This window comes from Variovorax sp. Soil_C_17 (assembly GCF_057657265.1).
Genome location: NZ_JBDGIT010000005.1, coordinates 228,031 through 248,387 on the forward strand (window position 1 = coordinate 228,031; position 20,357 = coordinate 248,387).

Consider the following 20,357-nt stretch of genomic DNA (forward strand, 5'->3'; position numbering starts at 1 on the left):
GGGGCCGGCGCAGCATGCTCAAGATGGTTCCCCCGGCGCTCACGCCCGAGCTGCTCTGGCTCCTCGCGGCGATGGGGCACGGTGATCGACTGGCGCTGGTCAATGCCAACTACCCCGCCTATGCGCGGCACGCGCGTGTGGCCGCGTTGCCCGGCGTGTCGCTGGTGGCGGCGGCCGAGGCCATCCTGCAGCTCATGCCGGTCGACGATCTGGATGACGCCCCCGCGTACCGCATGGTCCCGGACGGCAAGCCCGACGAAGTGCTGGCGGTGCATCGCGACCTCCAGCGGGTGCTGGATGCGTCCGAGCGCAGGCCGGTGGGCATGAAGGCCCTCGAACGCGCGGCGTTCTTCGACCTGGCTGCCACCTCATTCGCCGCGGTGCTGACCACCGACAACCGCCCCTACGGCTGCTTCGTCATCGCCAAGGGCGTGGTGCGTGCGGCCTGATCATTTTTCTTTGGAGTCAAGAATGTCCCAGGACGATATTGCGGCGCTCAAGGCCCGCGTGCAGGCACTGGAGGATCGCAACGCGATCCTCGACACGCTGATGCAGTATGGCCATGCCCTCGACTACGGCGACGTCGAGCGGCTGATGGACTGCTTCACGGAGGATGCGGTCCGCGAGACCCGCCGCCCGGATGGCACCGTCCACCGCTGGCAGGGCGTCGCCGGCACCCGCGAGTTCGCGACCACGCACAGCCATGCGCCCGACAAGTACCACAAGCACCTGGTGCTCAACAGCACCGTCCACGTGCACGGGGACCGGGCCGATGTCGTGAGCTACATGTTCCGCTTCGATGCAGGCGATCGCGACAAGTCGTTCGTCTGGGGAATGGGCCGGTACGTGGACACGATGCGCCGCGACCTCGACGGCCGCTGGCGCATTCTGCTTCGGGTGACCTTCATCGAGGACGACTGGCCGGGGCGCTCGCGGCCCGCGACGGGTCTGGTCGCGGCAGAGGCGGTCACATCGCAAGGTTGAAAGGGCCGCCGCACGCACACCGGCCGCGGCGCCATCTCGTTGCCACCACTGGAGACCCCATGAACATCCGATCCCGGGCGACTGCGAAGCTCGCTTCCTGCCTCCTTGCGTGGATGGCGCTGAGCTTCCCCTTGGCCCACGCGCAGCAAGCGCCGTTCCCCGACAAGCCGATCCGGCTGGTCATCCCGTTTCCGGCGGGTGGGCCGACGGACGTGCTGGGCCGCCGGATCGCGCAGTCGCTCAGCGAGTCGATCGGGCAGCCGGTCGTCGTCGACAACAAGCCCGGCGCCAGCGGCACCATCGGCAGCGCGGAAGTCGCTCGAGCGCCCGCGGACGGCCACACGCTGCTCTTCGCCAACTCGGACGTCTTCATCAACGTCACGGGCGTCGTCAAGAAAATGCCTTACGACCCGCTGCGTGACTTCGCGCCGGTGTCCCTGCTCGCGCGCTACGGGGTGGCGATGATGGTGCGGCCCGGCATCCGGTCCGCGGGCCTGCCGGACCTGCTGAAGACCATCGGAGACAACCCCGGCAAGATCAGCTACGGTTCGTGGGGGCCGGCCACCTATCCGCACCTGATCGGCGAAGCACTCGGCCTCCGCGCCGCCGCACCGCTGGTGCACGTGCCCTACCGCGGAGCCGCGCCTGCGCTGCAGGACCTGCTGGGCGGCAACATCGATATCGCCTTCCTCGGCACGGCCGTGGCCGCCAGCTATGCGCAGAATGGGCAGGTGAAGCTGGTCGCCGTGACGGGCGAACGGCGGGACCCGCTCGCGCCCGACGTGCCCACCTTCGCCGAGCAGGGCATGGCCGACCCGCTGGTCCGCATGTCGCCCTGGATCGGCATCGCCGCGCCGTCGCGGACGCCCGACGCGGTCGTGCGGAAGTTGCAGCAGGCCCTGGCCGGCGCCTTGTCGACCCCGGAAGTGCGCCGCACCCTCCGTGAACTGAGCATGGAAGCGGTCGGCTCCACGCCGCAGGAGTTCGCCGTGCAGCTGCGCAAGGACTACCCGCTGATGACCGCCCTGATCCGCGCCGCAGGCGTCGTTCCCGAATAGTGGCTCCCCTCGCAGCAGCGCCTGCCCCAAGCATGCAGAACGACTTCCTCATCGTGGGCGGGGGCACCGCCGGCGCCGTGATCGCGGCCCGGTTGTCGGAAGATCCCCGGTGCCGTGTCCTGCTGGTGGAGGCCGGCGACGACATCGTGCCGGGCGGCGAGCCGGGGGACATCCGCGATCCGTTTCCGGCGGCCACGCTCAACCCGGACTACTTCTGGAGCGGCCTGACGGCCACCGCGACGGACGGCGGCGCGCCGCTGCCGTATCCGCAGGCACGCGTGATGGGCGGGGGGTCGAGCATCAACGGCCTGTTCGCGCTGCGCGGCGTGCCCTCCGACTATGCGCAATGGGCCGACGCGGGCGCCGGCGACTTCTCCTGGGACACGGTCCTGACCCGCTTCCGGCGGATCGAGAACGACCGTGATCGCCAGGGGCCGGCCGGCGGATCGCATGCCATCTCGCGTACGCCGAAGACGCAATGGCCGGCGTTCGTGCGGGCGATGGAGCAGGCGGCCGCGCGTGACGGGCTGCCCTTCGTGCCGGACATCAACGAGCACCCCGGCGACGGCTTCTTTTCCATGCCGAATGCCATCGACGCGGAGGCCCGCGTGACCACCGCCGGCTGCTATCTGACGCCGGAGGCCCGGGCACGCGCGAACCTCGAAATCCTGCCGAACACCCGCGTGACCCGGCTGTGCGCGCGCGCCGGCGCTGTGATCGGCGTGGAGGCGGTGGGGAACGGCACGATCCGCCACCTGAGCGCCGGCCGGGTGGTCGTCTGCGCCGGCGCCATCCATACGCCGACGCTGTTGCTGCGCTCCGGCATGGGGCCGGCCGACGAGCTGTCGGCGCTGGGCATCCCGCCCGTCCTCGACCGTCCCGGCATCGGGCGCAACCTGCAGAACCACCCCTACATGTTCTTCGCGCTCACGCTGCCCCGTGGCAAGCGTGTCGCCCCGGATCTGCGGCGCTTTGCCCTGGCCGGCATCCGGTCGTCGTCGCGCATGCCCGGGTGCCCGCCCAGCGACCTGTTCAACTTCGTCATCGGACGGGTGAGCGGCGCGTCGTACGGGCCCGACTTCGCATTGGTGGGGAGCGCGCTGTACGCGCCCAGGTCCCGCGGGTCGGTCCGGCTCAAGAGCGCCCATTCGTCGGAGGGTCCCGACATCCGCTTCCGCTTCATGTCGGACCCTGCAGATGGTCCGCGCATGGTCGCGGCCGCCCGCCAGGCCGAGCGGCTGCTTCGTGATCCGGGTGTCGCCGCCCAGTACCACGAGGCGTTCCTGCTCCCCGGCGCACTTGCGGTCAAGCAGTTCAACCGGCCCGGGCTGGCCGGGAAAGTGCTGGCGATGGCGGCGGAGGCCGCTGCCAACTCGCCGGCCCTGCTGCGCCGCCAGATCTTCGGCCGCGCATTCAAGAGCGGCGCGCCTGCCGCACACCGCGGGGGTGGGCGCGAGATCTCGGATGCGCAGATCCTGTCCTCGATCAGTCCGATGGGGCATCCGGTCGGCACCTGTGCCATGGGCCGGGCGGACGATGCGATGTCCGTCGTCGACGAGGCGTTCCGGGTGCACGGGATCGAGAACCTGTTCATCGCCGATGCCTCGGTCATGCCTGTCATCCCCAGCGCGAACACCAACCTCCCCACGATCATGCTTGCCGAACTGGCGGCCGAGCGCATCAAGGCGTCGGAACTTCGGTGACGCCCAAGGCTGCGCGGACATGCACGAGCTCCTGACGCCATGGCTTCCACTTTTCATCGCGTGCTGATCGCCGGCGCAACGGTCGTCTCGATGGACGACGCCCTCGGCGTGATCGAGGATGCCCAATTGCTCATCGAAGGTGACCGCATCGTCTCGCTTGCGAGCGCACCGAGCGCCGGGCCTGCCCCTGCCACCGATGAAACCATCGATGCGCGGGGCTTCATCGTGATGCCGGGCTTCATCAACGCGCACATGCACACCTGGCAGACTGCCTTGCGCGGCATCGCCGGCAACTGGACGCTTCTCGAATACTTCCGCTGGATGCACGCCGGCCTGGCGACCCGGTTCACTCCGGACGATGTCTACATCGGCACTCTCGCGGGCGCCCTGAACCAGCTCAACTGCGGAACCACGACGCTCGTCGACTGGTGCCACAACAACCCGACGCCGGCGCACACGGACGCGGCCGTCGATGCGCTGGAGCGCAGCGGCATCCGTGCGGCGTTCTTCCACGGCAGCCCGAAGCCCGATCCCGGGCCCGGCCGGGCGCCCTTCTGGGAAGTCCGCCATCCGCGCAAGGAAGTCGAGCGGCTCCTGACGCAGCCACGGTTCGGAAGCGAGAAGCGGCTGAGCGTGGGGATGGCGGTGCTCGGCCCCCATTACTCGACGCTCGAGGTGGCGCTCGCCGATTTCAGGCTCGCGCGCGAGCTGAACCTCATTGCCTCGATGCATCAGGGAGGAGGCCCGGCCCGCGCGCCGGACGGCTGGGCGGTCCTCGAGCGCGAAGGGCTGCTGGGGCCCCACATCAACATCGTGCACGGCAACGATCTCACGGACGCGCAGATCGATCGATTCGTCGCCGCCGGCGTCAGCTTCTCGATCACGCCCGAAAACGAAATGACGCAGGGCCACGGCCATCCGATCGTCGGGCGCCTGCGCGACCGGGGAGTTGCAGCATCGATCGGAGTCGACCTCGAGTCCGGCCTCTCCGGGGAGATGTTCACGGCGGCGCGGATGGCGCTGGTCCATCAACGCTCGCTCGACAACGAAGCGTTCCGCCGAGCGGCAACCGCGCCCGATGCCGTCATTCCGCCCACTGCCACGATCAAGACGGTCGATGCCTTGCGCTGGGCAACCGTCGAAGGCGCGCGCATGCTGCGCCAGCTGGACCGCATCGGAACCCTTGCACCCGGCAAGCAAGCCGACCTTGTGCTCGTCGACGCAAGGCTGCCGAACATGCAGCCCCTGCACGACCCCGTCCATGCGGCGCTCATGCAGACGAGCCTTGCCAACATCGACTCGGTGATGGTGGCCGGAAGGTGGCGCAAGCGCGACGGTCGCCTGGTCGATGAGCGGCAGGCCGTGCTCGATCCCGAAACGTGGCTGGCGCCGCTGCGCGAGTCGGGGCGACGCCTGGCGGCAGCCGTGGGGTGGCGTCCGCCACACGCGAGCACCCTGCAGTCCCGCTGACCGCCCCCCATCGACCGGATTTCAGGAATCAATTGGAGATCGTGGGAGCCGTGTGCTCGGCGGCATGTGCGCGCTATGGTTGTGCAATCTTGGGCCCGCGCGGGCCAAGCAAGTCGCCTAGTGTTCGGATCGCGTCCCGAACGGCAGGCTCGCGACAATTGCCGGCGCGTTCGGCGCCCGCATACATCCGCGCGATGTCTGTCAGCAGGGCCGCGCCGTCCGCACTTTGTGCAGTGCCGAATCCAGGGTCCCAGGCCCACTCGGCCAGCGCCGCGAAGGCGGCGAACTCCGCACTGAGTTCCGCCGCCTTGATCTTGAGTCGTGTGTCTTCGACGGCAGCCGCGGGGAGGCCGTCAAAGCCCGTCTTCAGCGAGGCTCGAAGCGACCGCAGCGGGGCCGTGACCGTCGTACGCCATGCTCGCACTCGTGCTTCCGCGACCGCGAGCGCCTGAGAATCGAGCGCGATGCCCTTTTCGCTGAAGAGGTACATGGCATGCAGCATCACCACCACGTCCACACCTACTCGCTCCTGAAGCAGCAGACAGGCTTCGGCGACACGCGGCCTCGCGTACACGCGAAGCGCGTAGTCCCACTCGCGGGAGAGAGCATCCTTCGGGGAGTCGTTCATGTCGGTGAGTGTGGTCGATGAGCGCCTGCTTCGAGCATTGCGGGCATCCCCCTGGTCGAGACTGAGCCGGTCTGCAAGGGAATCCAGAAAGGCCCGATGTTGCTTGGCATCCCCTTGCGGCCCGACACAAGCGCCGTTGCGTGCATCGACGGACTGTCCCAGTTTTGTAGCGCACGCTGCTGCTGTCTGGTGCGCAGGTCGTTGGCGCACATGCGTTGCTGAGCCAAGCTAACCCCGCAGCATCGCGACCGTCAGCTTCGGCGACAACGCTTCCGGGCTCACCTGCAGCTCGATCAAGGCCGGCTTGCCGGCCGATCGGGCGCGCTCGAGCGCCGCGGGGAAGTCATCGGTGCGCGTCACGGTCTCGCCGTGCGCGCGGTACGAGCGCGCCAACGCGGCGAAATCGGGGTTGCCCAATGCGGTGCCCCACACGTGGCCCGGATAGTGGCGCTCCTGGTGCATGCGGATGCTGCCGTACATGCCGTTGTTGACGACGATGACGATCACGTTCAACGCGTACTGCACGGCCGTCGCGAGTTCCTGGCCATTCATCAGGAAACAACCGTCGCCCGCGAAGCAGAGGGCAGTGCGCTCAGGGTGCACCAGCTTTGCGGCGATGGCCGCGGGCAGGCCGTAGCCCATGGTGCCGCTGGTCGGCGCGAGCTGGGTGCGCATGCCGCGGTAGCGCCAGAAGCGTTGCACCCACAGGGTGTAGTTGCCTGCGCCGTTGCTGACGATGGTGTCGGCTGGCAGCGTCTCGCGAAGGTGGACCATGACGCGCCCCAGGTCGACGTCGCCCGGCATGCTCGCGGGAGGCTGGATGTGGTCGAGCTGATCGGCGCGCGCGTCGCGCGTCCAGTCTCTCCAGCGCGCGGGGCCCGCCGGCTTCAGCGCCCGCGCGGCGCGCGCGAAGGCCGGCATCGAGGCGTTCACCGGCAGGTCGGCGTGGTAGACGTGACCGAGTTCGCCGGGATCGGCGTGCACGTGCACGAGCCGCTGCTTCGGGTGGGGCACGTCGAGCAGCGCATAGCCCTGTGTCGTGGTCTCGCCCAGCCGCGCGCCGACGGCAATGATCAGGTCGGCATCGCGCACACGCTGCGCGATACGCGGGTCCATGCCCAGGCCGGCCTCGCCGATGTAGTGGTCGTCGAGGTTGTCGATCAGGTCCTGCCGGCGAAACGCACAGGCCACCGGCAGCTCGAAGTGGGCCGCGAAGGCGGTGATGTCGGCGCTGGCCTCGCGCGTCCAGCCCCCGCCGCCGAGCACCACCAGCGGCCGCTCGGCGCGCTGCAGTTCGGCCGCCAGGCCGTCCATGGCTTCCTGCGTCGGCGCTGCGCCGCTGCGGCGATAGCGCGGTGCATCCGGCACCTCGACGAGGTCGGTCAGCATGTCCTCGGGCAGCGCCAGCACCACCGGGCCGGGCCGGCCCGAGGTCGCAACGTGGAAGGCGCGGCTGATGTACTCGGGCAGCCGCCGTGCGTCGTCCACTTGGTCGACCCACTTGGCGATGTGGCCGAACATGTGGCGGTATTCGATCTCCTGCCAGGCTTCGCGCCCGATCGCGTCGCGACCGACCTGGCCGATGAAGACGATCAGCGGCGTCGAGTCCTGCCGTGCGGTGTGGATGGCGATGCTGGCGTTGGTGGAGCCTGGCCCGCGCGTCACGAAGCAGATGCCCGGCTCGCCGGTGAGCTTGCCGTGCGCCTCGGCCATGTGCGCAGCACCACCTTCCTGGCGGCAGACGATGAGCCGGATGGCATCGCGCGCGTGGTACAGCGCGTCGATCACGGCCAGGAAGCTCTCGCCGGGCACGCAGTAGGCGGTGTCGGTGCCGTGGATGCGCAAAGCGTCGACCAGGATCTGGCCGCCGGTGCGTGCGGGAAGTGCGGGAGTTGTCATGATGCCTTCAGCAATGGGGCAGGGTGGATGAAGGCCGCGCGCTCGCCATCCTGCAGCGGCAGCCGGTCGTCGCGCACCAGCCAGTCGGGGCCGAGCTGCCGCACGTCTGCGCAGCCGAGCAAGGCCTGGTCGGTGTCGATCTCGCGCCGCAGCAGCGCCAGCGCATGTGCCGCGCCGGCCTCGCCACCGGCCGCCAGACCGTACATCGCTGGGCGTCCGATGAAGACGGCATGCGCGCCCAGCGCGAGCGCCTTGAGCACGTCAGTGCCGCGGCGCACGCCGCCGTCGAGCAAGACCGTCAGCTGCGGCGCGGCGGTGACCATGGCCGGCAGCACGTCGAGCGGGGCAACCGCGCCGTCGAGCTGGCGGCCCCCGTGATTCGACACGAAGATGCCGTCGGCGCCGATTCGCTGCGCAGCGCTCGCGTCTTCGGGCCGAAGCAGGCCCTTGACCAGCAGCCGGCCCGGCCAGCGCTCGCGGATGCGCGAGAGCTCGTCCCAGGTCATGGCGGCCCGGCCCGCGCGGTGGTCGCCCTTGGCGGCGGTGATGATGCGGCCGCCCCGCGCCGCGGTGAAGTTCTCGAAGCGCGGGATGCCCTGCTTCCACAGCGTGCGCGCGAAAGTCTCGACCATCCAGCGCGGACGCATCAGCCCGCCGGTCATCAGCCTCGGCGTGAAGCGCAACGGAATGCTGAAACCGTTGCGCAGCTCGTTCTCGCGCACGGAGGCGATCTGCACGTCGACGGTGATGACGAGCGTTGCCACGCCGGCGGCCTTCAGCCGGGCGAGCAGCGGGTCGATCACCGCATGCTGCGCCGGCAGGTAGGCTTGGTACCAGGTGCCGGGCGCCTCGCGCATCACGCGCTCCAGCGGCACGGTCGACGCGGCGCTGAGCACCGAGGGCACGCCGGCCTTCGCCGCGGCGCGCGCGAGCGCCACGTCGCCGTCGAAGCAGCACAGCCCCGACACGCCCATCGGTGCGATACCGACCGGCGATGCATGCGTGGTGCCGAAGAGATCGACCGATTGCGAGCGCTTCGACACGTCGACCAGCGGCCGCGTGAGAAAGCGCCAGCGACGGAAGGCGGCGCGGTTCGCGTCGAGCGACGCATGGTCTTCCGATCCACCACTGACATAGCCATGGATGCTCGGCGGCAGCCGACGGCGCGCGGCGTCGGCGAGGTCGTCGATGGAAAGGGCGCGTTCAGCCCGCATTGGCCGCTCAGCTGCCTTTGAAGCTCGGCTTGCGCTTGCCGTGGAAGGCTTCCACACCCTCGCGGAAGTCGTCGGAGCTGCGCAGGCGGCTGTAGCTGTGGCCTTCGAGTTCGATCGACACGCTGAGCGTCGCATCCTCGGTGTCGTTCAGCAGTTTCTTCGCCGTGCGCTGCGCCAGCGGCGAGAAGGTGCGCAGTTCGTCGACCAGACGGTCGGTCGCGGCTTCCAGCTCCGCGTCGGGCACGCACTCGGTGGCCACGCCCCATTCGTAGGCCTGCTTGCCCGGGATGCGGCGCGAGCGCATCACGATGTCCTTGGTGCGGGTGATACCGACCATCTTCTGCAGGCGCGCGGAGCCGCCAGAGCCGGGGATCTGGCCGAGCTTCTGCTCGGGCAGGGCGTAGAGGGAGGTCTCGGTCACGATGCGGAAGTCGCAGGCGAGCGAGATCTCGAAGCCGACGCCGAAGCAGTAGCCGCGGTTGGCGGCGATCACCGGCTTGCTGCAGCGCGCCGGTGCGGCGATGTTCCAGGCCAGCTTCGACACGTGCTCGGGGGAAGCCTCGAGGAAGCCCTTGATGTCGCCACCACTGGAGAAGTGCTCGCCCTCGGCGCGCAGCACGATCACGCGCACCGCCGGGTTCTCGTCGAGCGACTCGATCACCAGGCGCAGCTGGTCGCGTTGCGGCATCGAGATGATGTTGTAGGGCGGGCGCTGCAGCACGATGTCGGCGCGTTCACGCGCGGCGTCGATCTCGACGCGGAAGCCGTCGAGCTTCTCGAGCAGGGTATGGGCAGGGTGGGCGAGCTGGGTCATGTCGGTTCCTCGGGGACGAAGGTGGATGAAAGAGGGGTGGCCTCAGGTGCCGAAGGTCGGGCGCTGCAGCCCTTCCCAGCGGCGCACGAGGTCGTGGTGCTCGATGTCGAACAGGTCGAGCACGCGGCCGACCGTGTGGTCGACCATGGCTTCGATGGAGTCAGGCCGCGCGTAGAAGGCGGGCACCGGGGGAAACACGATGCCGCCCATCTCGGTGACGGCCGTCATGTTGCGCAGGTGCGCAAGGTTGAAGGGCGTCTCGCGCGCCATCAGCACGAGGCGGCGGCGCTCCTTCAGGATCACGTCGGCGGCGCGGCTGATCAGGTTGTCGGCCAGCCCGTGCGCCACGCTGGCCAGCGTCTTCATGGAGCAGGGCGCGATCACCATGCCGGCGGTGCGGAAGGAGCCGCTGGAGACGGCCGCGCCGATGTCCTTCACGTTGTGCACCACGTCGGCCAAGGCCTCGATGTCGGCGCGCTTCATGTCGATTTCCTGCGAGGCGGTCAGCGCGCCCGACGAAGACATGATCAGGTGCGTCTCCCAATCGGGCATGGCGCGCAGCAGCTGCAGCAGGCGCACGCCGTAGATGGTGCCGCTCGCGCCGGTGATGGCGACGATGAGGCGCATTTTCTGGCTCATCGCACGGCTCCGGCGGCGAAGTCCACGTGCGCGGCCGTGTCGATCACCGCCGCGAGGTCAACCTCGTCCTCGCCCGGCACGCGCACCTTGGTGAAGACATGCTCGTGGTAGACCACCGGCCTGGTGGCGTCCAGGCCCATCTTGGCGCTCAGGCCCTGCAGGTGCGGCGGCGGTGCGACGCCGTCGCCGAAGTCCTGGCCGATGGTGGTCGAGGGGTCGAGCACCGAACCCTGCGCACCGTGGATCACGACCAGGTCGCGGTCGGCCTGGAAGCGCGTGGCGACGGCCCACTCGACCTGCTGCGGCTCGTGCACCTGCACGTCATCGTCGACCACGATCACCTGCTTGATGTCGTAGTGCGCGCCGAAGGCGGCGCAGATCACGTTCTTCGGCTGGCCCTCGTGCGTCTTGCGGATCTTCACGTAGAGGTGGTAGCGGCCGACGCCGCCGATGGCCAGGTGCACGTCGAGCACGTTCGGGAAGCTGCGCTGCAGGTGCGCCAGCAGCGTGGCCTCGCGCGGGATCGATCCGAGCAGCAGGTGCTCCATCTCGGCCGGCACGATGGTGTGGTAGATGGGGTCGCTCCGGTGCGTGATGGCATCGACCTGGATCACCTCGCGGTGTTCGCGCGCGCTGTAGTACTTGGGGAATTCGCCGAAGGGGCCTTCGGCCTCCTTCACGCCCGGCAGGATGCGGCCCTCGATCACGATCTCGCTGTCGGCCGGCACACGCACATCGTTCGTTAGGCACTTCGTCACGCGCAGCGGCGTGCCGTGCAGCGCACCCGCGATCTCCAGTTCGTCGCAATCGATCGGCGCGATGGCCTGCGAAGCCAGCAGCGTGAGCGGGTCGATGCCGATCACGACCGCGACTTCCAGCGCCTCATTGCGCGCCTCGGCCGCCTTGTAGAAGGTCCACAGGTGGCGCGGCAGCATCAGGATCGCCATGCGCTCCCTGGAGTGGACCTGAATACGGTTGATCGACACGTTCTGCACCCCGGTCGCCGGGTTGCGGGCGATCACCAGGCCGGCCGTGATGTAGGGGCCGTTGTCGTGCTCGCTGTGCGTGGGCACCGGCAGCACCTCGCGCACGTCGCGGTCGCGATGCACCACCTGCTGGCAGGGCGCCTCGCCCTTGGCCACTTCCTGCCAGCGCAGCGGACGCTCCGCCGCATCGCGGAAGCGCTGCAGCAGTTCGGACTCCGGCACGCCCATCGCCTCGGCGATCCAGGCCCGACGCGACATGAAGCCGGACACCACCGGTACCGGGTGGCCGCCCGGCTTGGGAAAGTAGGCGGCCTGCCGGCCGTCGAGGCGCTTGGCAATGGCGGCCAGCGTGTGCTGCAGCGGCGTGTCTTCGCGCATGACCGCGACGCGGCCGCTGTCGCTCAGGTGGGCGAGCCAGCGGCGCAGATCGGTGAAGGGCGCGCCCTGGGATGTGGACGTCGTGGAGTTGGTCATGGCGGTTCTCCGGCCTGGGGAAAGGTGTGGCGAGGCGGCGGCGCTCAGGCCGCCGGGGTATCGGGATGGCTGCCGAGCGCTTCGTATTCGCCGGCGACGAGCTTGCGCCGCAGGATCTTTCCGACCGGCGACTTGGGGATCTCCGCGACGAAAACGTATTCGCGCGGACGCTTGAAGTTGGGCAGGTCGGAACTGCGGCAGTGCGCGTCGAGCGTCTGGGCGTCGAGCCCGGCCTCTTCGCTGCTGCGTGTGACGAAGGCCACCACGCGCTGGCCCCAGCGCTCGTCCGAGAGGCCGGCCACCGCGACTTCGCCGACGCCGGGGCACAGCGAGATGACCGACTCGATGTCGACGGGCGAGATGTTCTCGCCACCGCTGATGATCATGTCGTCGACGCGGCCGGTGACATAGAGGTCGCCGTCGTCGTCGAAGTAGCCGATGTCGCCGGTGTGATACCAGCCGTTGCGCAGCGCGCGGGCGTTGGCGTCGGGCCGGTTCCAGTAGCCCTCGAAGGCCTCGTCGCCGCGCAGGTCCGCGATGATCTCGCCTTCCTCGTTGGGGCCGACGCGGTCGTCCGCGCCGGCCGCGTCGAGCCGCACGATGCGCAGCCGCGTGTTGAGCCCGGCGCGGCCCGCGCTGCCGGGTTTCTTCACCGCATCCTGGTCGATCGAGACGGTGTAGATCTCCGACGAGCCGTAGTGGTTCACGAAGAGCTCGGGCCGGAAGGCGCGCGTCAGGCGCTGCAGCAGCGCGTCGTGCATCGGCGCACCGGCGAAGCCCAGCTTGGTGACCGACGCGATGTCCTCGCCCGGGCCGTCGCCGCCGCCGGCGCGCTGCCGTTGCGTCAGCATGTCGTGATAGAGCGTCGGCACCAGGTAGAGGCAGGTGATGCGCTCGCGCGCGATCAGCGCCAGCGCGGCCCGCGTGTCGAAGCGCGGCAGGCAGACGAAGGTGCCGTCCACCAGCGCCATGGCGAGCAGCGAGCGCACGCCCATCGTGTGGTAGAGCGGCATCACGCCGAGCGTGCGTTCGCCGCGGCGATAGAGGTTCTGCGCCACGTGCGCCAGTGCGGCCGCGCGCTCCTGGCGATGGCGCCTCGGCACGCCCTTGGGCTTGCCGGTGGTGCCGGAGGTGTAGAGCATCAAGGACACGTCGTCCGCCTCGGCCGCCGATTCGAGCTGGGCGGCCTCGACCTCCAGCAGGTCGCTCCAGGTCAGCGTCGCGTCGTCGTTTTCCAACGCGCCCACGCCGATGCGCGGCACGGCGCGCGCGCCGGTGCTGTACTGCGTGGCCGCTTCGCTCGCGGCTTCGAAGACGAGGGCCTTGGCGCCCGCGTCGGCCAGGCAGTAGTCGATCTCCTCCGGCTTGGCGCGCCAGTTGAGCGGCACGATCACCACGCCGACGAACTGGCAGGCCCAGTGGAGCGTCGCCGCCTCGTGGCGGTTCTGCAGCACCGAAAGCAGCCGGTCGCCGCGCGCCAGGCCGAGCTTGCGCAGGCCGGCGGCGGCGCGCGCCACCTGGTTTCGCCACTGTGCATAGGTCAGGCGCACGCCGTCGTCCACCAGCGCAAGCGCGTGGGGACTGCGCTCCACGCTTTGAAGGAATGTGGTTGCGAGGTCGAGCATGTCAGTTCTTCAGAGGGAGAGGTTGGAAGCCGGCGGCGGTGCGGCGCAGGGCGGCCGTCTCGAGCACCGCCTGGACGATGGGCGTGTAGCCGGTGCAGCGGCAGAGGTGGCCGGAGAGCATGTCGCGCACCTCGGCCTCGCTGGGGTCGGGGCGGCGGCGCAGGTAGTCGTCGCAGGACATCAGGATGCCGGCGGTGCAGAAGCCGCACTGCAGCGCATGGTGGCGCTTGAAGGCCTCCTGCAGGTCCGAGAGCGGGCCGTCGGCATCGCACAAGCCTTCGACCGTGGCGACGTGGCGGCCTTCGGCCTGCACCGCGAGCGTCATGCACGATCGGCCGGCGATGCCGTCGATCTGCACCGTGCAGGCGCCGCACACGCCGTGCTCGCAGCCCACATGCGTGCCGGTGGCGCCCAGGCCCTCGCGCAGGAAGTCCGACAGCAGCATGCGCGGCGTGCAGGGCGCGCTGCGCGCGGTGCCGTTGAGTTGCAGCTGCACCGTGTGCAGGCTGTCGCGGCCGATCTGTTTCATGAGCGGTTCTCCATGACCCGGGCGAGCACCTGCGCGCCGAGCCTGCGCACCAGGTGACGACGGAAGGTGGCGCTGGCGTGCACGTCGTCCTGCGCCTCCAGTTCCCAGGCGAAGTCGTTGAGGGCGCCGTCGAGGTCGGCGCCGCGCAGGCCGGCGGGCCATTGCGCGAGGCGCGGCCGGTCGGCCACGCCGCCCACGGCCAGGCGCAGCCCGCGCGCATCGGCCGTGGCCGCGGCCGACACGATGGCGAAATCGCCGTGCCGCGCCGAGAACTCGGTGAATGCGCTGCGCTGGCCCGCGGCGGCCAGCGGGAAGCGCACCTCGGCCAGCAGCTCGTCCGGTGCGCGCGCCGTCATTAGCATGCCCTGGAAGAAATCTGCGGCCGGCAGCGTGCGGCGCTTCGAGGCGCTGCGCAGCACGACTTCGCCGCCGAGCGCCAGCAGCACCAGCGGAATTTCCGCGCTCGGGTCGGCATGCGCGACCGAGCCGCAGACCGTGCCGCGGTTGCGGATCTGGAAGTGCGAGATGAAGGGGAAGGCCTGCGCCAGCAGCGGGACCTCCTGCGCGAGCGACTTGCGCCACTCGACGCTGCCCTGCGTGGCCGCCGCGCCGACCGCGAGCATGCCGCCGTCGGCGCGCACGTAGTCGAGGTCGGCGGTGCGCGAGATGTCGATCAGCGCGCTGGGCTGGGCCAGGCGCATGTTGAGCACGGCCATCAGCGACTGGCCGCCGGCGAGGATGCGCGCATCGGCACCCAGCTCACGCAGCTGCTGCACGGCCTCGTCTGCCGATTCGGCGCGCACGTAGCCGAAGGCTGCGGGCTTCACTTTGCGCCTCCGAACATGCGCAGCAGGCGACGCCACCATGGATCGGCCACCGCCGCCGTCCCCTGGCCGCCGGCCTGCCTGCCGAGCTGCTCGAACAGCTGCTTGAGCACGATCTTGGCCGCGCCCTCGAGCATGCGCCCGCCGACCGCAGCGACCTTGCCCGAGACCTCGGCCTCGTAGTCGTAGCGCAGCAGCGTGCCGCCGTCCTTGGGTGCCAGCGACACCAGGCCGCTGCCCTTGGCCGCGCCCACGCTCGACAGGCCCGAGCCCGCGAGCCGCAGGCGCTGCGGCGCCTCGATTTCGCTGAGCGCGATCTCTGCCGCGTAGCGTGCCTTGATCATGCCCACACCTACCGTCACGTCGGCGCGATAGCGGTTCGGCCCGACCGACTCCAGCGCGTTGCAGCCGGGGATGACGCGGGCCAGCGCGACCGGGTCGAGCAGCACCGCGAACACCGCCTCGGGCGTGGCGGGCAGCAGGATCTCGCCCCGCGCCGAAAGCGCCTTGCCCTTGCCCCCTTTCAGGTTCGCAGGGGGTTCCGACGTCGGCATGGCTGCGGCCACGCTGCCTGCGGAGGGCGCTGGGTCGTCCATGCCCAGCAGATGCATCACGCGCGAGGGCGTGAGCGGCAGCACGATGTCGGCGCGCCCCAGCGCGTCGGCCACCGCGTTGGCGATGCAGGGCGGCGTGCTCATGTTGTTGCCTTCGCCGAGGCCCTTGGCGCCCAGCGGCGTGAAGGGGCTGGGCGTTTCCAGGTGCAGGATCACGGGGTCGGGCACCTCGCAGGTGGTCGGCACCAGGTAGTCGGCGAAGGTGCCCGACTGGAAGCTGCCGTCGGCGCCGTAGCGCAACTCCTCCATCAGCGCCGCGCCCAGCCCCTGCGCGAAGGCGCCGCGGATCTGGCCATCGGCCAGCGCCGGGTTGAGCAGGGTACCGGCGTCGTGGGTGGTGACGTAGCGGTCGATGTGCACGCGGCCGGTGTCGCGGTCGACTTCCACTGCACAGATGTCGAACGCGAAGCCGTAGGCGGCCGAGGTGTTGACGCGGTCCTCGTCGTCGGGCGCCGTGAGTTGCGGCGGCGTCCAGAACGCCGTCTCGCGCAAGCCGGGGTCAGTGCCCGCTGGCAGCAAGCCTGGCGCCCAGTGCGGACTGGCGGCGAAACGCGAGAAGGCCAAGCCGCGCTCCGGCGCGCCCCTCGGGAAGACCTTGCCGCCGGCGAACACCACATCGTCCGGCTCGCAGTCGAGCAGTGCGGCCGCGATGCTCGCCAGCTTGTCGCGCAGACGCGTGCACGCGAGGTGCAAGGTGCCGGCCACGGCGCCGGCGAAGCGGCTCGAGTAGTTGCCGGCTGCCACCGACCAGGCATCCTTCTGCGTGTCGAACTCGACGTTGACCGACACATCGGCCGGCTCGACGCCGAACACATCGGCCACCACCTGCGCGCACACCGTGCGATGGCCTTGGCCGGCGGGCGACGAGGCGATCACCGCGGTGAGGCCGCCCAGCGGATCGATGCCCACGGTGGCGGCAGCGATGGCGCCGTTCTTCGGGCCCGCCTTGGCGCGCTGCTCGCGCGGCATCACGGTCGTGATGTAGCCCATGTTCGACACCGACGGTTCGACGATGGCCGCGAAGCCGATGCCGTAGAGCCTGCCTTCTGCGCGTGCCGCTTCCTGCCGCCGGCGCAGCTCGGCCAGGCCGCCGTCGCGCACGGCCATATCGAGGGCAGTCTGGTAGTCGCCGGAGTCGATGAGCGCGCCGGCGGCTGCGCGGTAGGGGAAGGCATCGCGCGCGATGAAGTTGCGCCGGTACACGTCGAGCGGGTCGAGGCCCAGCTCGACCGCGATGCGCTGCACCAGGCGTTCGAGCGCGAAGTACACCTGCGGTCCGCCGAAGCCGCGCACCAGGCCGCTCGGCGTCTTGTTGGTCAGCACCACCCGGTTGCGCACGCGCAGGTGCTCGATGGCGTAGGCGCCGGTCAGGCAGCCGTGCATGCGATAGAAGGTCGCCGGCTCGGGCGCGCGCAGGTAGCCGCCGCAGTCGTCGAACTGGTCGAGCGACAGCGCGGTGATGCGCCCGTCCGCCTCCACCGCGGCCTCGGCATGGCACAGCCGGCCCGTGGCGGAGGTGGCCGCGGTCAGGTGCTCGAGCCGGTCCTCGACCCACTTCACCGGCGCGCCGGCCTTGCGTGCGGCCAGGCACATCAGCACGGCCGGTGCCATCACCGCCTGCTTGACGCCGAAGCTGCCGCCCGAGTCGGCGAAGGTGCGATGCCGCAACCGGTTGCCGGACACCTTGAGGGCCATCGCCATCACCGTGTGCAGCGAGAAGGGGCCCATGAAGTTGGACTGGATGTCGTAGCCGTCCTGCTCCGACACGAACTCGGCGATGACCACCGCGGTTTCGATCGGCGTGCAGGAGTTGCGCGGGTAGTGCACGCTGAGCGCCACGCGGTGAGGCGCGGCGGCGAAGGCCGCCTCCGGGTCGCCGTAGCAGAAAGAACGGTCGCTCACCACGTTGCTGCCCACGCGCTCGTGCAGCACGGGTGCGCCGTCGGCGGCGGCCGACTCGATGTCGACGACGGCGGGGAGCTGTTCGTAGTCGGCCTCCAGCAACTCCAGCGCGTCCTCGGCGAGGTAGCGGCTCTCGGCCACCACCACCGCGACCGGCTCTCCGGCATAGCGCACCTTGTCCACGGCCAGCGCCCACAGTTCCATCGGCTGCTTGACGCCGACGATGAAGGGCTTGGACCAGCGCTGCACGTCGGCGCCCGTGAGCACCGCGCGCACGCCGGGCATGGCTTCGGCCCGCGCGGTGCGCACCGCCAGCAGCCGGGCATGCGCATGCGGCGAGCGCAGCACCGCGGCATGCAGCGTGTCGCTGCGCACGGGCGCATCGTCGCCGTAGCGGCCCCGGCCGGTGAGCAGGGCGCGGTCTTCGACACGCTGGGCTGGTCGGCCGACATGGGGACGCGCGGGCACGTCGGTGACGGGAGGCACGCTCATCAGCATTGGATCACTCGGCCTTGATGCCGGCCTTCTGGATCACGGGCGCCCACTTGGCATCCTGCGCCGTGAAGAACTTGTTGAAGTCCGCCACCGAGCCGCCCAGCACCTCGACGCCCTGCGCCGCGAAGATGGCCTTCACGTCGTCCGACTCGAGGGCCTTCTGCAGCTCGGCATTGAGCTTGTCCAGGATCGGCTTGGGCGTGCCCTTGGGCGCAGCCAGGCCGTACCACACCGCGACCTCGAAACCGGGATAGCCCTGCTCGGCCACCGTGGGGACATCGGGCACCGCCGCCAGGCGCTTGGGAGTCGTCACGGCCAGCGCGCGCATCTTGCCGGCCTTCACGTGGGGCAGGGCATTGGGCAGGTTGTCGAACATGACGTCGACCTGGCCCCCGAGCAGGTCGGTCACCATCGGTGCGCTGCCCTTGTAGGGAATCTGGTTCATGTCGGTGCCGGTCACGCTCTTGAAGTACTCCATCGCGAGGTGCAGCGAGGTGCCGTTGCCGGCCGAGGCGTAGTTCAGCTTGCCGGGATTCGCCTTGGCGTTGGCAATCAGGTCGGCCATCGACTTGATGGGCGAGTCGGCGCGCACCAGCAACAAGTTGGGCGTTTGGCCTCCAAGGATGATCGGCGCGAAGTCCTTCTTGGTGTCGTAGGGGAGCTTGGGGTAGATGTATTGATTCACCACCAGCGGGAAGCCGACCACCACCAGGGTGTTGCCGTCGGGCGCGGCCTTGGCGCCGGCATCGGTGCCGAGCACGGTGCCGGCTCCCGGCCTGTTGTCGACCACGGTGGGTTGGCCCCATGCGTCCTGCAGCTTGCGCGCGAACACGCGCGCCATCGTGTCGTTGAAGCCGCCGGGGGTGTACGGCACGATGATGCGGATGGGCTTGTCGGGGTAGCTGCCGGGCTGGGCCTGCACCGCAGGCAGCGCGAGCGCCAGTGCGGCGGCGGCGAGGCAGTGGAGGAAGGTCTTCTTGTGCATGGTGTCTCCGTTCTTGATGTCGATGCGGGCGTGGGCGGCGTGGGTATCGCGGCGACTCAGACCGAGCCGACCTGTTGATAGATGTGCTTGATCTCCTGGAAGTCGATCAGCGCGTCGTAGCCGTGCAAGCGGCCCAGGCCGCTGCGGCGGTAGCCCCCGGTTTCGGCCTCGGCGAAGAGCTTGTTGTGGTCGTTGATCCAGACCGTACCGTTGCGTAGCGCGCGGGCCACGCGCAGGGCGCGCGCGCCGTCGCGCGTCCACACGCTGGCCGACAGGCCGAACTCCGAATGGTTGGCGCGCGCCACGGCCTCGGCTTCGTCCTCGAAGCGCTCGATGACCAGCAGCGGCCCGAAGATCTCCTCCTGCACGAAGAAGGCGCTGGTGTCGCGGTGCGCGACCAGTGTGGGCGTGAGGAAGGCGCCGCCCGCGAGCGTGCCGGTGCCTCGGCCGCCGCGCAGCAGCACCTCGTCGGCCGCAGCCACGGCCTCGTCGATGCGTTGGCCGACGCTGCGCGCGGAAGTCTCGTCGATCATCGGGCCGATGTGCGCGCCCTCGGCCATGCCAGGGGCGACCTTGAGCGACTGCAGCGCGGCCGCGAGCGCCAGCTTCATCGCGTCGTAGTGCTTCGCGTGCACCAGCACCCGGCGCGCGGCGGTGCACTGCTGGCCGCTGATGATGGTGGCCGCCGCCGCGAGCGCCGGCGCCACCGCCTGCACGTCGGTGTCATCGAAGACGAGGCAGGCGGACTTGCCGCCGAGCTCGAGCGACAGCTTCTTCATCGTCGGCGCCGCCGCGGCCATGATGCGTTGGCCCGTCGCGTTGGAGCCGGTGAAGCTGATGACGTCAACCTCGGCCGATTCGACCAGGCGCGCGGCGACCTCGTGGCCGTCTTCGCTCACGAGGTTCACCACCCCAGGCGGCAGGCCCGGGGCGGCGTGCAGCTCGGCGATGAGCGCGGCGGTGATGAGCGCTGTCTGCGGCGCCGGCTTGACGACCGTCGCGCAGCCGGCCGCGAGCGCGGGCGTGAGCGATCGGATCAGCAGCACCGCCGGCGCGTTCCACGGCACGATGATGCCGACCACCCCGGCGGGCTCTTTCAGCAGCGTGGAGAAGGCGCCCGGCTCCACCTCGAAAACATGACCCGGCATATAGCGCGCCAGGCCTGCGTAGTAGCGGATCTCGGAAACGGCTGCACCGATTTCGCCGCGCGACTGCGCAATGACCTTGCCGTTCTCCAGCGTGAGCAGGCGTGCCAATTCTTCCGCGCGGGCTTCAATCCGGTCGGCCCAGCGCAGCATGACCATCTGCCGCAGGCGCGGATTCTGTGCCCAGCCTGGCTGATCGAAGGCGCGGCGCGCGGCAGCGATGGCGGCGTCCGCATCCGCGCGGCCGGATGCCGCGTAGCGGCCCAGCGCGGCGCCGTCTGCCGGGTTGCGGCGAGTGCCCCAGCTGCCGGATTGCGCCGGCTGCCACTCGCCGTGGATGAGGTTGAGGGCTTGGAGGTCGTTCATGGG

Annotated in this window: 17 protein-coding genes; 5 read left to right on the forward strand and 12 right to left on the reverse strand. The window is 70.0% G+C overall.

Features of this window, described 5'->3' with window-relative positions; translation table 11 throughout:
• Positions 1-14: 14 nt before the first annotated feature.
• From AC3A6Y_RS23880 to AC3A6Y_RS23900, 5 genes are read left to right on the forward strand one after another with little or no spacing between them, the layout of a single operon-like run.
• Entirely contained in the window at positions 15-449 is a 435-nt protein-coding gene (locus AC3A6Y_RS23880; protein WP_487870726.1) for an RbsD/FucU family protein, read from the forward strand.
• Between the two features lie 22 nt (positions 450-471).
• Positions 472-984 carry a nuclear transport factor 2 family protein gene (locus tag AC3A6Y_RS23885; protein ID WP_487870727.1) on the forward strand — a complete coding sequence of 171 codons (513 nt, stop codon included), beginning with the start codon at positions 472-474 and terminating at the stop codon, positions 982-984.
• Between the two features lie 59 nt (positions 985-1,043).
• On the forward strand, positions 1,044-2,042 hold the full coding sequence (locus AC3A6Y_RS23890; RefSeq protein ID WP_487870728.1) for a Bug family tripartite tricarboxylate transporter substrate binding protein: 999 nt from the start codon (positions 1,044-1,046) through the stop codon (positions 2,040-2,042).
• 32 nt (positions 2,043-2,074) lie between these two features.
• The gene (locus AC3A6Y_RS23895) at positions 2,075-3,745 is read left to right on the forward strand and encodes a GMC family oxidoreductase (protein ID WP_487870729.1); all 1,671 of its coding nucleotides are present in this window, start codon (positions 2,075-2,077) and stop codon (positions 3,743-3,745) included.
• 39 nt (positions 3,746-3,784) lie between these two features.
• Entirely contained in the window at positions 3,785-5,215 is a 1,431-nt protein-coding gene (locus AC3A6Y_RS23900; RefSeq protein ID WP_487870730.1) for an amidohydrolase family protein, read from the forward strand.
• Positions 5,216-5,288: 73 nt separating this feature from the next.
• On the opposite strand, the gene AC3A6Y_RS23905 is transcribed toward AC3A6Y_RS23900, so the two are convergent.
• The 12 genes from AC3A6Y_RS23905 to AC3A6Y_RS23960 all read right to left on the reverse strand — a co-directional run bounded on the left by AC3A6Y_RS23905 (position 5,289) and on the right by AC3A6Y_RS23960 (position 20,354).
• On the reverse strand, positions 5,289-5,843 hold the full coding sequence (locus AC3A6Y_RS23905; RefSeq protein ID WP_487870731.1) for a TIGR02444 family protein: 555 nt from the start codon (positions 5,841-5,843) through the stop codon (positions 5,289-5,291).
• A 228-nt stretch (positions 5,844-6,071) separates the two neighbouring features.
• The gene (locus AC3A6Y_RS23910) at positions 6,072-7,742 is read right to left on the reverse strand and encodes a thiamine pyrophosphate-binding protein (protein WP_487870732.1); all 1,671 of its coding nucleotides are present in this window, start codon (positions 7,740-7,742) and stop codon (positions 6,072-6,074) included.
• On the reverse strand, positions 7,739-8,956 hold the full coding sequence (locus AC3A6Y_RS23915) for an alpha-hydroxy acid oxidase (protein ID WP_487870733.1): 1,218 nt from the start codon (positions 8,954-8,956) through the stop codon (positions 7,739-7,741). The genes AC3A6Y_RS23910 and AC3A6Y_RS23915 overlap by 4 nt, the downstream gene beginning before the upstream one ends.
• Positions 8,957-8,963: 7 nt before the next feature.
• On the reverse strand, positions 8,964-9,770 hold the full coding sequence (locus AC3A6Y_RS23920; RefSeq protein WP_487870734.1) for an enoyl-CoA hydratase/isomerase family protein: 807 nt from the start codon (positions 9,768-9,770) through the stop codon (positions 8,964-8,966).
• Positions 9,771-9,812: 42 nt separating this feature from the next.
• Positions 9,813-10,409, reverse strand: coding sequence for a UbiX family flavin prenyltransferase (locus AC3A6Y_RS23925; protein WP_487870735.1), 597 nt, complete (start codon positions 10,407-10,409; stop codon positions 9,813-9,815).
• On the reverse strand, positions 10,406-11,869 hold the full coding sequence (locus AC3A6Y_RS23930; protein ID WP_487870736.1) for a UbiD family decarboxylase: 1,464 nt from the start codon (positions 11,867-11,869) through the stop codon (positions 10,406-10,408). Before AC3A6Y_RS23930 ends, AC3A6Y_RS23925 begins: the two co-directional genes overlap by 4 nt.
• Positions 11,870-11,913: 44 nt before the next feature.
• Positions 11,914-13,494, reverse strand: coding sequence for an AMP-binding protein (locus tag AC3A6Y_RS23935; RefSeq protein WP_487870737.1), 1,581 nt, complete (start codon positions 13,492-13,494; stop codon positions 11,914-11,916).
• Position 13,495: 1 nt separating this feature from the next.
• A complete protein-coding gene (locus AC3A6Y_RS23940) occupies positions 13,496-14,023 on the reverse strand; it encodes a (2Fe-2S)-binding protein (RefSeq protein WP_487870738.1) in 528 nt (175 codons plus the stop codon).
• Positions 14,020-14,850: an FAD binding domain-containing protein gene (locus AC3A6Y_RS23945; protein ID WP_487870739.1), complete on the reverse strand. Its 831-nt coding sequence runs from the start codon at positions 14,848-14,850 to the stop codon at positions 14,020-14,022. The genes AC3A6Y_RS23940 and AC3A6Y_RS23945 overlap by 4 nt, the downstream gene beginning before the upstream one ends.
• Positions 14,847-17,855, reverse strand: coding sequence for a xanthine dehydrogenase family protein molybdopterin-binding subunit (locus tag AC3A6Y_RS23950; RefSeq protein WP_487870740.1), 3,009 nt, complete (start codon positions 17,853-17,855; stop codon positions 14,847-14,849). The genes AC3A6Y_RS23945 and AC3A6Y_RS23950 overlap by 4 nt, the downstream gene beginning before the upstream one ends.
• 10 nt (positions 17,856-17,865) lie before the next feature.
• Positions 17,866-18,843 carry a Bug family tripartite tricarboxylate transporter substrate binding protein gene (locus AC3A6Y_RS23955; RefSeq protein WP_487870741.1) on the reverse strand — a complete coding sequence of 326 codons (978 nt, stop codon included), beginning with the start codon at positions 18,841-18,843 and terminating at the stop codon, positions 17,866-17,868.
• Positions 18,844-18,899: 56 nt separating this feature from the next.
• Positions 18,900-20,354: an aldehyde dehydrogenase family protein gene (locus AC3A6Y_RS23960; RefSeq protein WP_487870742.1), complete on the reverse strand. Its 1,455-nt coding sequence runs from the start codon at positions 20,352-20,354 to the stop codon at positions 18,900-18,902.
• Positions 20,355-20,357: the final 3 nt, after the last annotated feature.